We start from the raw sequence: 12597 nt of genomic DNA, 5'->3' as shown, positions 1-12597 counted from the left end.
GCCCGCGGCGCCTCACCCGGATTCGATGCTGTCCCGCTCCGGTGGCGGGGTAGAAGCAGTCAGTCCATCCCGACACCACGTAGCACTGTAAAGAGGCGCTCATCATGTTGATGGCAATTAAACGAACCGCCAGCTACGCTCTTTCTGGGGAAGCGACCGCCGACACGGTAACGGCGATGCGCGATACGCTCGACAACAACCGCCGGGGCGTGCGTGCGCTGCTGCCGTTCGCAGGGCCCGCGGTGATCGCCTCGGTTGGCTATATGGATCCGGGCAACTTTGCGACCAACATCCAGGCCGGCTCGACCTACGGGTACGAGCTGCTTTGGGTAGTGCTGCTGTCGAGCCTCGTGGCAATGCTGTTTCAGGCAATGTCCGCCAAGGTCGGGATCGTCACCGGCCGCAGTCTCGCGGAATTGTGCCGCGACCAGTTTCCGCGTCCGCTAGTGATGGGAATGTGGATCGGCTCGGAAATTGCCGCCATGGCAACCGATCTCGCCGAGTTCATGGGCGCGGCGATGGGCATTTCGCTGCTGTTCCATCTGGCGATGGGCTGGGGTCTGCTGATCACAGGCGTCGTCACGATCGGTATCCTGTCGCTCGACAAAAAAGGCTTCCGTCCGCTCGAAATCGTCATCGCTGCGCTGATTGCCGTCATCGGCCTGAGCTATCTGTGCGAGCTCGTCATCGCGCCGCCGGACTGGCACGCCGCAATCTTTCATACCTTCGTGCCGCATCTGCACGGCAACGATGCACTGATGCTCGCGGTGGGTATCGTCGGCGCCACCATCATGCCGCACACCATTTACCTGCACTCGGGTCTGACGCAAAACCGTGCGCCGGCGCGCAATGATTATCAGCGCCGCAAGCTGGTGCGGTTTTCGAACCGCGAAGTGGTGATTGCATTGGGCTTCGCCGGCCTCGTCAATCTGGCGATGGTAACGATGTCCGCTTCAGTATTCAGCAAGAAGGCCCCAGGCATCTCGGACATCGCCGTGGCTTATCACACGCTTACGCCTGTTCTGGGTACCGGTGCGGCCGCGCTGTTCCTGGTCTCGCTGCTGGCGTCGGGCATCTCCAGTTCCGTGGTAGGAACGATGGCCGGGCAGAACATCATGCAGGGCTTTGTCGGCTTCAAGACGCCGGTACTCGTGCGACGCCTCATCACAATGGTGCCAGCCGTCATCGTCTGTATGACATGCAATCCCATGAACGCAATGATCGACAGTCAGATCGTCCTGAGCATCATTCTGCCGGTCCCGCTCGTCGCACTGGTCGTGCTGTCGTCGCGTCGTTCAGTGATGGGCGGTTTTACGGCGGGCCGCAAGCTGATCGGCACCGCTATCGTCGCCACCGGCGTGATTCTGGCTCTGAACGTGATGCTCATCTGGCAATCCGTCGTCTCGTAAGAGGGCGCGGGTACGAAGCGCGACTTCGTGGCGGGCGCGAGGAGCTGCAATCGCGCGTGTCTCTCGAGCTGTGTCATCAGGAGGTAGAAGATCCATGCCTGTATGCACCTTGTCGATCCCCGTGAACTGTTCGAGCCGCGCGTCGCCTTCAGTGAGAAGGAACTGCCGGAAGTCGAGGGCCGCGGGCGGCAAATGCCGGTCCGCACGGTGGACCACGCACCAATGGCGTTTAAGCGGAAAGCCCTGCACGTCGAGTACCTTAAGCAGGCCGGCCCGTACTTCGAACTGAACCGCCTGCGCCGAGAGAAAGCTGATGCCCATGCCTGCCATGACCGACTGTTTGATCGCTTCGGCGCAGCCGATCTCCATGAATCGCGGCGTCGACTCGTGGTTGCCGAACGTTGAATTGGCGGCGCTACGGGTGTCTGTACCGCTCTCCCTGACGATCAGGCATTCGTGCGCGATCCGCACATACGGGATGTTCCGTTCGTAGGCAAGCGGATGCGTCGGAGCGGCGACGAGCACGAAGGGATTCGGTGCGAACGCCTCGGCGACGATGGCCGGATCATCGGGCGCGTGAACCATCACGGCGAGATCGATCTGGTCGCTTCTCAGCAGCGCGATGAGCTGGTCGCGACTACGCACCGTCATGTCGAGTTCGACGTCGTTCTTGCCATGCAGGAATGCACCGATCAGGTGCGGAAAGAAATAGCTGCCCGATGTCACCAGCCCGACCCGCAGGCGCTGGGCGCCGCCGGCCTTGAGGTTGTTAATCGACAGTTCGGCAGCTTTCAGATCCGCAAGAATCACCATGCTATGACGCAGCATGACCTTGCCTGCCTCGGTCAAGGCGATCCGCTTGCCCGCCTGGGTGAATAGCGGCAAGCCAGCGTGGTCTTCCATCTGCTTGATTTGCATCGATACTGCAGGCTGGGTCAGGTGCAGGTCTTCAGCCGCTCGGGAAAAACTCAAATTACGCGCAACGCTTTCGAAAATTTTTAGTTGGCGAATTGTTATGTTTCTCATCTAACCGTCATTCCTTCGGGGAGTACAGATGCTTTGGCAAAGCGGGACTTTTACATAGTGTAGCCCTTGTGACAAAACGCCGCATTCCCGCGCGACAGGCGCCAGAAGCCCATTCTCCCCGAACAGATGGCTGTGCAGATCCCCGCCAGGGCCGCGGCGCGGGCGGTCTGGAGATAGATGCGTCCACAACGATTTCTTTAAATGTTCTTAGCGTTTCCTTGTAGGTAATTTCCCTGATCCGCTTTCCGAATCGTGCAATGCAGCAGGGCGCCGCTCAAACGTTATTCGGCAAGCTCACGCTGCGGTGTTCCGGCAAAGCGAGGAAACGTCAGGACGAGCAAGATACTCCCGCGACAAACCTTCGACGCTCGGACAACCGAGTTGCGCAAGCGTGCGGTCGATCTCGTCTTTCATGATGGCAAGTACGTCATCCACACCGTTTTCGCCGGCCGCGGCAAGACCATAGAGCGTGGCCCTGCCGAGCAGCACTGCGCTCGCTCCCGCGGCGAGGGCTTTGACCACGTCCGAGCCGCGCCGTATGCCGCTGTCAATGAGGACCGGGCGGTGTGTCCGATTCTCCGAACTGCACAACAGTTCGAATGGCGCGACAGCGCCGTCGAGCTGACGGCCACCGTGGTTCGAGAAAATGACTCCGTCGGCGCCCGCAGCGATGCAGCGTTGCGCATCGTCCCAGCGTGAAAGCCCCTTGACGAGAAGCTTGCGCGGCCAGAGCTGGCGTAGCCACTTCAGATCGTCCCACGAAAAGGTCGCGTCCATCTGGCGGCTCATCAGCGCGGCCTGTAGCTCGGTGTCAATCGCGTCTGCACTGATGAAGTTGGCGAGTTGCGGCATGCCGTGCCGCAGATAGCTCATTGACCAGCGCGGGTGAGTCACACCGTCGAGCAGGGTCCGCAAGCTGTAGTGCATCGGCATGGCGAAGCCATTTCGCAGGTCGCGCTCGCGTTTGCCGGTGACCGCGACGTCGACCGTCAGCACCAGCGTGGAGTACCCGGCCTCCATGGCGCGCCGGACCAACTGCTCGGCCAGCTTTCTATGGACAACGTAGAGCTGGAACCACAGATCGCCGTCCGCGTGCTCCGCGACCTCCTCGATTGATGAATTAGACGCCGTGGACAACAGGAACGGGATGCCGAAGCGGGCCGCCGACCGGGCGAGGGCAATATCGCCCTTCGGCCAGAACGATCCGTTCAATCCGGTTGGCGCGATCAGGAGCGGTGCGGAGATCCGCTTGTCGAATAAGGTGATGCTGCTATCGCGCCTGCTCACATCAACCAGCCGGCGAGAACGCAGACGCACTCGCTGAAATGCTTCGCGATTATGCGCAAGTCCGGTTTCATCTTCGGCGCCTCCTTCAAGATAGTCAAAGACCATCTTCGGGAGGCGTTTGCGTGCAAGTGCGCGGTAGTCCTCAACATTGACTGGTTTGCTCATGCTTTTTCTCTTCGGCTTACGCTAGCCGGGTTTCCACTTCGATGAGTACAGGGCGGGCTGTCTTCAGCGCTTCGGTCAGGGCAGCACGTAGCGCTGTGCTGGATTGAACGTTGTGTGCTTTCATGCCGTATCCGCTTGCGAGCGCGCAGAAGTCGATGCCAGGTACGTCAAGGCCGGGTACTTCTTCGGCGTCGAGCACGCCGGCGAACCAGCGAAGCGCGCCGTAAGTCCCGTTCTTCATGATGATGAAAATCGCCGGGACGTTGTATTGCGCCGCGGTCCACAGAGCCGTAATTCCATAGTTAGCCGAACCATCGCCGATGATGCCGATCACCCGGCGCTCGGGTCGTGCAAGCTGAACCCCGACTGCCGCGGGCATCGCAAAACCGAGGCCACCTGCAGCAGCGAAGTAATAGCTGCCCTGCGACGTCATGCGTAAGCGCTGCCAGAGAATGTTCGTCGTCGAGGTGGATTCGTTCACGTAAATGGCATCGCTCGGCGCGACCTCATCGATGATGTCAAACACGCGTTCCGGCGTGAGACGCCCCGGCGCTTCCGGCGCGGCCTCGGGGCGGGACGGGGCCGACGGCATCGGACGGCTTGAGGGTTCGACGTGATCAACGAGCGCCTTAAGCGTCAAGGCAATATCCGCAACGATGGCGTCGCCCATCGGCGCGCGCGTTGCTTCCAGCACGTCGCACGTGATGGAGATCAGTTCGGCACCGGCGGGCAGAAACTCACCGGGCTCAAACTGGTGATATCGGAAAACAGGCGCACCCACCACGAGGATCAGGTCGTGTCCTTCGAGGAGTCGCGAGAGGCTGGCGATTCCGGCAGGCAGCGTGCCTCTGAAGCACGCATGGGTCGTTGGAAATGAGCAGCGCGGGGCGGAGGGAGCCATCCATACCGGCATGCGTAGGCGTTCAGCCAGTTCGACTGCCGCCTCGTTTGCGCATTGTGCGTCGACGTCAGGACCCAATACCAGTACCGGGTTCTTCGCTTGCTGCAATTTCGCGGCAAGCGTCTGCAGGAGTTCTGTCGACGGCACACCGGCGTGCTGGACGTTCCGTTCAATCAGATATCGGGCCGTCTCAGGTGCAGGCTTGTCCCAGTCATCGTATGGAATCGAAACATACACGGGGCCCGGCGCAGGCGCGCTTGCCGTGTGAATGGCTCGTGCCAGGGCGAGCGGAACCTCTTCTGCGCAGGCCGGTTCACAACTCCATTTGACGAGCGGCTTGGGCAGATTCGCAGCCTCCACGTTAGCGAGCAGTGGCTCAATGCCCATCATCGAGCGCACCTGCTGCCCCGCAGTGACGACCAGCGGAGAGTGCGAATTCCAGGCATTGGCGAGCGCGCCCATTGCGTTGCCTGTCCCGGCGGCTGAGTGCAGATTCACAAATGCGGCCGTGCCGGTGGCCTGCGCAAATCCGTCTGCCATACCCATAACGACGCCCTCATGCAGACCGAGGATGTACTTGAAGTCAGATGGGAAATTCTTGAGAAACGGCAGTTCGTTTGAACCCGGGTTGCCGAAGATCGTGGTCAGGCCATGACGGCGGAGCAGGTCGTATGAGAGGTCGTGAACGGTTTTCATAAGGGTTTTCCTGAGGGGTTGGCTCGATTCTAGGAGTGTCCATGCTATTGATCAAATCACCATTCTTTTTCATTGCTAATAGATGGTGTCTATAATCAACGGATGGGTACAACCACCACCGATCTGAACCTCGTGCGGGCCTTCGTCGCCATCTACGAGACGGGCAGCGTAAGCGCGGCTGCCCAGAGATTGAATCTGACGCAACCGTCGGTCAGTCACGCATTGGCACGCTTGCGCACGCTGCTGCACGACTCGCTCTTCACGCGCACGCGTGGCGGCATGGAGCCCACGTTCAACGCAAGTCAACTGTACGAAACATTCAGGCAGGCCCTCGACCGCATTGAAGGCGCGATCGCGGCCACGCAGAGCTTTGTTGCGGCCACATCGAACCGCTGCTTCAGACTTGCGCTGTCCGATCTCGGGGAGCTTCATTTCCTGCCGCGAATCATCGGGCGACTACAACGCGTGGCACCCGGCGTCGAGCTCGAAGTCGTGCAACTCGATCTGGAGAAAACCGCCGACTGGCTCAACACGGGGTACATCGACGCCGCGATCGGCAATCTGCGCTTTATCGGCGGCCAGGCGCGGCGCCGCCGCCTTTTCGTTGAGACTTACTCGTGTGTGGTCAGTCTCAAGCATCCGCGCATCAAAAAGACGCTATCGGTTGACGAGTACGTTCGCGCGAGACATGTGGTCGGTGCTTTGTCTTCGGGTCACAATCTCGTGGATGACGCGATGACCGAAATGGGTTTGTCACGCAAGGTGACGCTGCGTGTGCCGCACATTACGAATCTGTCCGCAGTGGTCGCGAACAGCGACCTTGTTCTCACGCTTCCCACGCGTATTGCCCAGGCGTTTGCTGAGGAAGGCCAGGTTCGCGTTTTGCCTCTGCCGCTGGCGATCAAGCCATTCGATGTCAATCTGTACTGGCAGGAGCGGGCAGCGGATACGGCAGCGCAGAACTGGTTTTGCAATCTGATTGCCGACGTTCTGACCGTGGCATGAGTTCAAACACGATGCGCCGCGAGCGCTCAAGAAGAGATCGAGGTCTTTGATGGATTTACGGCAACTGCGATACTTTAAAGTGCTGGCTGCGCACCAGCACTTCGGCCGTGCAGCTGCGGTTCTGCATATCGCGCAGCCTGCGCTCAGCCGGCAAATCCAGTTGCTGGAGTCGGAGCTTGGCATCCAGCTGGTTGAGAGGCACGCACGAGGCGCCTCGCTAACGGTGGAGGGCGAACTGCTGCTCGACCGCGCGACCTTTCTGCTGCGCTACGCCGATCAGATCAAGGTCGACATTATCGACTTGCAGGGGGCGGCGCGTGGCCCGGTTGCTCTTGGCTTGCCGCCGGCACTCGCAAGCGTTCTGGTACTGCCGCTGACTCGTGCGGTACGCAGCCAATACCCTGAAATCAAACTGCGGGTAAGCGAAAGCTTTTCGCCGTCCCTGTCTGAGTCACTGGAGCAAGGGGTACTGGACATCGCTGTGCTTAGCGGTCCGATCTCGGCCAGCTCGCTGATTCATGCAGAGCCGTTGATGTCGGAAAAGATCTGCGCCATCGGTCCTGCTGACGATCTACGTCTCGACGTCGCCGAGCTCGACGTTCAAGACCTGAAGGACGTTCCGCTGATTCTGACCGGGCTGCAAAAATCGGGCGTGAGGCTGGCGCTCGAGCGCGCAGCGGCGAGAGCCAATGTCGTATTGGACGACACCATGGAAGTGGAGTCCGCAACCGTTGCCGCACAACTCGTTTGCGAAGGCATCGGCTGGACGGTGCACTTCGCCTCAGCGATGCGCAACGAGATTGAAGCCGGAAGACTGCGGGCCGTCCCCATCAGCGGCCTTGTGCTTGAACGATTTCTTGCTCGCGCGGTGCAGCGGCCGCCTTCGCGCGCCACGCTAACGCTGATGAGGCTGATCTGTGAAACCGCTCAGACGCTCATCGAGAACGGATGGTGGTCGATGGCGGAGATGAGCCAGACGAGCCAACCAGAAGGCGTCTGATTCGCTCGGTCCGCGCTGCGACGGAACCGCTAGGCCACGTCGATGCCTTCGACTGTCGTGGCGATCGGCGGCGTCTTGAGGAGCGGCTCGATTGCTTGACGGAATCTCTGATAATGCGCCGTAGTGCGGTGATACGCGATCGCTTCCGGATTCGCGAATATTTCAAACAGCCGGAAAGTAGTCGGACTGGTGGTGCTTCGGTAGAGGTCGAAGCGAAGGCAACCGGTTTCCGCGCGCGTCGGCGCGATCACTGCTTGTAATACCGCTTCGACCTCGGCTTCATGGCCCTGGTTGGGAGTGAAGGTAGCAAAGATCGTAACAGGGGCGGGCGAGGCGTTCAATCGTCAGTTCTCCAATTAAAAAACGCCGCCGGTAAAAGCGGCGGCGTTGAGGGCGCGTCCTAGTTGGGCAACGGGCACATGGGGATGCGCATCGTGCCGGGCTCGAGACGTAACTGCAGGTTGAGCCTGTAGCTGCCGTCCGGGTCCTGCTGGAAGCGTTGCAGCAGCGAGCCGACCGCGCCGAAAACGACGTCGCGATAGGCGTTGGGATCGTCGGCATCGAAGATCTGCGTGGCGAGCGTCTTGTATCCTTCCACCATCACAATGAAGTGCAGGTGAGCCGGACGCATGATGTCGCGCCGCTGCAAGGCCAGCAGTTCGCCGCACGGGCCGTCGACGGGAACCGCGTAGCCCGCCGGGCGTACGCTGTGAAACGAGAAGCGGCCGTTTTCATCGGTCTGGAAGCGCGCCCGCAGGTTCATTTCTTCCTGCTCCGGGTCCTGGTTCTCGTAGAGACCACCCGGCGAGGCTTGCCATGTTTCCACACGCGCATTGGCGATTGGCTTGCCGTCGAGCGAGAGAACCTGGCCGTCCACGAAGAGCCCGGCGCCTGGCGTGCTGGCGCTGGCAATCGTCGCGCCATTCGGGCGGATGGGCTGGTTTGCCCGCCAGAACGGCCCTATCAAAGCCGGCTCGGTGCCTCCCGCCGCCAGGGATTTCTTCGCGTCGATCAATCCCACGAGCGTGGCGAGACCGAGGATATCCGCGAGCAGTATCCCTTCGTGTTTCTCCGGCCCGGTCGCTTTACCAATGCGGACCAGGAAGTCCAGGCCACGTTCGAGTTCAGCATAACTAAGCTGAACCTCGGAGGCGAACTCATGCAGGTGGCGTAGCAGTGCATCAAGAATCTGTTTCAGACGGGGATCCGAGGTACGCTGATTCGAGCCGAGCACGGCCGCGAGCAGCGCCTCCGGTGTGGCGGGAATGGCTTCCCGATCGCTGGGGCCGGAACCGTCCGACGGGTTTTCCAGTTTCATTTTTACTACGCCTCCTGACATGTCAATTTCTTTCGCCTGGTAAAACTCAGACTTCCGTTTTCAGGTAGCCGGTGCCGTCGTAGGCGAGGCCGGTGCCTTCGGCAGCCTTCAGCACGTCCGGGTGCCACTCGATGCGGCCGACTTCCTCATCCTTGCCGCCCACCACCGAGTAGATCACGAGATCGTGGTCATTGGGGTTGCGAAAGCCGCGCATTACGCCGGTGGGCATCGAGATGCAGTCCCATTGATTGAGCTCGACTTCGTGTTCGCCGTGGTCGCCCCAGACGACGATCATCTTGCCGTTCAGCGGAAAGAAGACCTCTTCGGTCTTGTGGGAGTGCAGGTTGGCGCCCTGGCCGACCGGAACTTCAATCAGCGTCACGCCAAAGCGGTGCGCGCCCTTGATGGCCGGCTCGACACCCTTGTTCTCGAGCACGCCGCGGTTGATGAGCTTATAGAGCCGCTTGTTGAAGCCGGGCAAGCGGCTTTCGATAAAAGTTTCGCCGTACGGCGCGACCTTGCCCCAGCGGGCGATTCGGGTGGCTTCCATTTCTTCCGGGGAGATATCCATTTCCATGTCCTTTGGGTCTGACGGTGTTCCAAACGGAATTGTTTGTCCGCCAACCCATGCTAGGGGGCTCGGCAAGCGAAATCCAACACCATTTTTTTCCGGACTTCATAACTTTCCGGCATCGGACTTCCGGCGCTCACGTTTGCCCATCGTCGACCCGCGCCGATAACAAAAAAGCATGACGTCGAGACCCATTTGTTGTTGGACTCGATGACGGCGGCACTCATAAGATCAACTCAAAGCAACACGGTTGATGCGATTGGCCTTTCGGACTTATCGCCTGACGTTGAGTGCAGATCAATAAGGAGACACCTTGAACCATCCCCTTGATATTCCTCCCGGCGTGCCGCCCACGTCTTGTCCAGAGATAGCCCTTGATGTCGGCATGATTGGTGTCGGCAAGATGGGTTTGCCCATGGCGAGACACTTCATACGGGGCGGGCACCGTGTCAGCGCATACGACGCGACCCCCGCGCGAATCTCCGACGCCCGTCAAGCCGGCCTCGTGACGCAGGCGAGCGTGGAAGCGCTCGTCGGCAGCACCGATATTGTCCTCTCTTCGCTGCCCAATGACCGAGCCTTCGAATCGGTCGCGCAGCAGGTGTCACAGTACGCGCAACCCGGCCAACTGTACGTCGACACCAGTACCGTGTCGCTGGCAGTAAGTAGACGCGTAGCGCAGATGCTTTCAACGGCAGGTGTTCCGTATCTGCGAGTCGCTGTATCAGGTAATCCGCAGATGATTGAGAACGCTCAACTGACGTCGATCGCATCGGGTGCCGAACACGATTACCAGCGGGTGCTGCCGTTGCTGAGGTTACTCGGTCCATCGCAGTTCTACATTGGATCTGGCGACGAGTCGCGCGTCATGAAACTGGTGATCAACCTGATGGTAGCGAGCACGGCAGCGACGCTTGCTGAAGCACTGGCCCTTGGACAGCGGGGCGGCCTTGAATGGCAAGCGATGTGGGACGTGATATGTGGCAGCGCCGTCGCCTCGCCCGTCGTGCGATCCAAAGCGGTGCAACTGAAGGACTATGATTTCACGCCGACCTTCACGGTCGAACAGATGCAGAAGGATGTGGGCCTTATCCTGGAGACGGGCGAGTCGCTGCACGTGCCGCTTCGACTCACTGCGCTCGTCGCGCAGGCACTGCAGCACGCAGTCGCTTTGGGCGCTGCAAACGACGACTACGCCGCCTTGATCAAGGCGGCACAACACTCGGCAGGTCTCACACTCGACGCCAGGAAGGTGCAGCCATGACATCGCTCTCTAGTACGGTCAATCGTCCCGTCAGTTCAACAGGTACTCTCCAGCACCGCTACGGAATTGCACTCGCCCTGGTGATCAGTCTGTTCTTTGTGTGGGGCTTGACCTATGGTCTCCTGGATGTCCTTAATAAGCATTTTCAGCAGACTCTCAGCGTAAGCCGCATGGAGTCGGCGCTGCTGCAGACCTGCTATTTCGGCGCGTACTTCCTCGTTGCGATTCCGTCTGGCGCGTACGTGAGCCGTTACGGCTACAAGCGCGGCATCCTGCTTGGGCTGGTCGTATTCGCCATTGGCGCACTGATGTTCGTACCCGCCACAGCCTATAACCGGTTTGCTCCCTTCCTGCTTGCGCTGTTCGTGCTCGCATCAGGCGCGGCCTGCCTGGAAACTGCAGCGAATCCATATGTCACGGTACTTGGCGCGCCGGAGGGTGGTGCGCGCAGGCTCAACCTCGCGCAGGCATTCACGGGTCTTGGTTCCTTCGCAGGGCCCATCATAGGCGGACTGTTCTTCTTTCGCGACGGCGCAACTTTCGTTAGCAGCATGGGTTCAGTGAGGCTGACCTATGTCGCGATTGCTGCCGTCGTGTTGCTACTGGCCGCCGCATTCTGGCGCGCACATTTGCCGGAAATCGAAGACAGCGCGACGCTGACTGAGCCTCTGCACTATGTGGCCCCGCTGCGGCAGCAACGCCGCTTCATCTTCAGCGTGTTTGCCCAGTTCTTCTATTTTTCTGCGCAAGTCGGCATTGCTGCGTTTTTCATCAACTACGCCACGGAGCATTGGGCGGGTCTTCCGGTTCATAGTGCCGCCTTCATGTTGTCGGGTGGCATGATCGCTTTCACGGCGGGTAGATTTCTGTCGACCGGCTTTATGCATCGCTTCCAGCCAGGGAGCCTGCTCGCTGTCTATGCGCTGGTATCGTTGGTGCTGTGCCTCGTCGTCGTCGCAGGCCTTGGTCCGGTATCCGTTATCGCGCTCATGGTGGTATTTTTCTTTGAGTCGATCATGTTTCCCACGATCTTTGCTCTCGGGGTTAAGGATCTGGGCCATCGTACCAGGCAGGCTGCGTCTTTCCAGGTGATGGCGCTGTTCGGTGGGGCCGTGGCGCCGCTTTGTATGGGCGCAATCGCCGACCGTGTGGGCATCTCGGCCGCCTACCTCGTCCCCACCGTTTGTTTCGCCATCGTTTTCGGCTTTGCGATGTTCAACCGGCGGCAGAGCTCCCTGGTTTCCCAGTAACCCGTTATCGATGTTGCCGACGTGCGGTCGCTTGCAATTTAGTTTGCCAAATTAGTTCGCTAACCTGATGGAGATGCGCCATGTCTGACGATGTTCAAGCTGAAATTCAACGGCTGATTGAGCCGAATCTAAGAAAGCGCCTGTTTGTGGCATTCAGCTATCCCGTCGCGCCGGTCGCGGAGATCGTGCCGTACATTCCGGAACATCTTCGCTACATGATGGAATATGAAGACCAGGTCTTCCTGTCCGGTCCGTTCATCAACGAGGGGCAGCTCGTGGGCGAGGGCATGACGGTACTGTATGCGGCGACGAAAGAGGACGCCGCGAAGTTCATGGACAATGAACCGTTTATTCGCCGCGGCCTGCGCCGGTATGAAATCAAGCTTTGGGAGCTGCGCGAGGGCACGTTGACAGTGAAGACCCGCTTGTCGGAAAGCGGCTTTGAGCTTGGCTAGAACGGCTGCGCCTGCACCTGCTCGAGCGAGGTCCGCCACGGAGGAGGGTTAAGCGCGCGCCGCATCCATAAACACGCAGTGCCGGACCGGCATGCCTTGGCGGGTCGGCAGCAACCCCATGACCGGCGCAGCCGCCAGGCTCCACGCCGGCAATACGCGGACGAGTTTCCCATCCGCGATCAAATGCGCCACGTCCCACTCGGACCGTTCGGCAATTCCAGGCCCATTGAGCGCCCAGTCTCTGAAAGCC

At 60.1% G+C, this 12597-nt stretch carries 12 protein-coding genes; 6 read left to right on the top strand and 6 right to left on the bottom strand.

Features of this window, described 5'->3' with window-relative positions; all coding sequences use genetic code 11:
- Window positions 1-104 precede the first annotated feature (104 nt).
- The gene (locus P3T40_RS00140; protein WP_429265657.1) at window positions 105-1409 is read left to right on the top strand and encodes an Nramp family divalent metal transporter; all 1305 of its coding nucleotides are present in this window, start codon (window positions 105-107) and stop codon (window positions 1407-1409) included.
- On the opposite strand, the gene P3T40_RS00135 is transcribed toward P3T40_RS00140, so the two are convergent.
- The 3 genes from P3T40_RS00135 to mdlC all read right to left on the bottom strand — a co-directional run bounded on the left by P3T40_RS00135 (window position 1296) and on the right by mdlC (window position 5484).
- Window positions 1296-2435, bottom strand: coding sequence for a LysR substrate-binding domain-containing protein (locus P3T40_RS00135; protein WP_429265656.1), 1140 nt, complete (start codon window positions 2433-2435; stop codon window positions 1296-1298). The genes P3T40_RS00140 and P3T40_RS00135 overlap by 114 nt on opposite strands.
- A gap of 294 nt (window positions 2436-2729) precedes the next feature.
- On the bottom strand, window positions 2730-3887 hold the full coding sequence (locus P3T40_RS00130; RefSeq protein WP_429265655.1) for an alpha-hydroxy-acid oxidizing protein: 1158 nt from the start codon (window positions 3885-3887) through the stop codon (window positions 2730-2732).
- A gap of 16 nt (window positions 3888-3903) precedes the next feature.
- Window positions 3904-5484, bottom strand: a complete 1581-nt coding sequence (gene mdlC / locus P3T40_RS00125) for a benzoylformate decarboxylase (protein WP_429265654.1) — start codon at window positions 5482-5484, stop codon at window positions 3904-3906.
- 102 nt (window positions 5485-5586) lie between these two features.
- Between mdlC and P3T40_RS00120 the strand changes: the two genes are divergently transcribed.
- Window positions 5587-6489 (top strand): LysR family transcriptional regulator, encoded by a 903-nt coding sequence (locus P3T40_RS00120; RefSeq protein WP_429265653.1) that lies wholly within the window; start codon window positions 5587-5589, stop codon window positions 6487-6489.
- A 49-nt stretch (window positions 6490-6538) separates the two neighbouring features.
- Window positions 6539-7489, top strand: coding sequence for a LysR family transcriptional regulator (locus P3T40_RS00115; RefSeq protein WP_429265652.1), 951 nt, complete (start codon window positions 6539-6541; stop codon window positions 7487-7489).
- A gap of 29 nt (window positions 7490-7518) precedes the next feature.
- On the opposite strand, the gene P3T40_RS00110 is transcribed toward P3T40_RS00115, so the two are convergent.
- From P3T40_RS00110 to P3T40_RS00100, 3 genes are read right to left on the bottom strand one after another with little or no spacing between them, the layout of a single operon-like run.
- Window positions 7519-7830: a putative quinol monooxygenase gene (locus P3T40_RS00110; RefSeq protein WP_429265651.1), complete on the bottom strand. Its 312-nt coding sequence runs from the start codon at window positions 7828-7830 to the stop codon at window positions 7519-7521.
- A gap of 59 nt (window positions 7831-7889) precedes the next feature.
- Window positions 7890-8807, bottom strand: a complete 918-nt coding sequence (locus tag P3T40_RS00105; RefSeq protein ID WP_429265650.1) for a dioxygenase — start codon at window positions 8805-8807, stop codon at window positions 7890-7892.
- Between the two features lie 46 nt (window positions 8808-8853).
- On the bottom strand, window positions 8854-9378 hold the full coding sequence (locus tag P3T40_RS00100) for a cupin domain-containing protein (protein WP_429265649.1): 525 nt from the start codon (window positions 9376-9378) through the stop codon (window positions 8854-8856).
- A 313-nt stretch (window positions 9379-9691) separates the two neighbouring features.
- Between P3T40_RS00100 and P3T40_RS00095 the strand changes: the two genes are divergently transcribed.
- The 3 genes from P3T40_RS00095 (at window position 9692) to P3T40_RS00085 (ending at window position 12347) form a co-directional block, all read left to right on the top strand.
- On the top strand, window positions 9692-10642 hold the full coding sequence (locus tag P3T40_RS00095) for an NAD(P)-dependent oxidoreductase (RefSeq protein WP_429265648.1): 951 nt from the start codon (window positions 9692-9694) through the stop codon (window positions 10640-10642).
- Window positions 10639-11892, top strand: a complete 1254-nt coding sequence (locus P3T40_RS00090) for a sugar MFS transporter (protein ID WP_429265647.1) — start codon at window positions 10639-10641, stop codon at window positions 11890-11892. The genes P3T40_RS00095 and P3T40_RS00090 overlap by 4 nt, the downstream gene beginning before the upstream one ends.
- A gap of 80 nt (window positions 11893-11972) precedes the next feature.
- Window positions 11973-12347, top strand: a complete 375-nt coding sequence (locus P3T40_RS00085; protein WP_429265646.1) for a YciI family protein — start codon at window positions 11973-11975, stop codon at window positions 12345-12347.
- Window positions 12348-12597 lie beyond the last annotated feature (250 nt).

The sequence above is a fragment of the Paraburkholderia sp. EB58 genome (assembly GCF_050436665.1).
Classification (GTDB): domain Bacteria; phylum Pseudomonadota; class Gammaproteobacteria; order Burkholderiales; family Burkholderiaceae; genus Paraburkholderia.
Note: the sequence above shows the minus strand (reverse complement) of the source record. Positions and strands in the feature narration are given on the sequence as shown.

What these genes read in the sequence shown, in the direction of transcription:
- P3T40_RS00140 (WP_429265657.1), top strand. Translation starts at nt 105, where the DNA reads ATGTTGATGGCAATTAAACGAACCGCCAGCTACGCTCTTTCTGGGGAA.
- P3T40_RS00135 (WP_429265656.1), bottom strand. Translation starts at nt 2,435, where the DNA reads ATGAGAAACATAACAATTCGCCAACTAAAAATTTTCGAAAGCGTTGCG.
- P3T40_RS00130 (WP_429265655.1), bottom strand. Translation starts at nt 3,887, where the DNA reads ATGAGCAAACCAGTCAATGTTGAGGACTACCGCGCACTTGCACGCAAA.
- mdlC (WP_429265654.1), bottom strand. Translation starts at nt 5,484, where the DNA reads ATGAAAACCGTTCACGACCTCTCATACGACCTGCTCCGCCGTCATGGC.
- P3T40_RS00120 (WP_429265653.1), top strand. Translation starts at nt 5,587, where the DNA reads ATGGGTACAACCACCACCGATCTGAACCTCGTGCGGGCCTTCGTCGCC.
- P3T40_RS00115 (WP_429265652.1), top strand. Translation starts at nt 6,539, where the DNA reads ATGGATTTACGGCAACTGCGATACTTTAAAGTGCTGGCTGCGCACCAG.
- P3T40_RS00105 (WP_429265650.1), bottom strand. Translation starts at nt 8,807, where the DNA reads ATGAAACTGGAAAACCCGTCGGACGGTTCCGGCCCCAGCGATCGGGAA.
- P3T40_RS00100 (WP_429265649.1), bottom strand. Translation starts at nt 9,378, where the DNA reads ATGGATATCTCCCCGGAAGAAATGGAAGCCACCCGAATCGCCCGCTGG.
- P3T40_RS00090 (WP_429265647.1), top strand. Translation starts at nt 10,639, where the DNA reads ATGACATCGCTCTCTAGTACGGTCAATCGTCCCGTCAGTTCAACAGGT.
- P3T40_RS00085 (WP_429265646.1), top strand. Translation starts at nt 11,973, where the DNA reads ATGTCTGACGATGTTCAAGCTGAAATTCAACGGCTGATTGAGCCGAAT.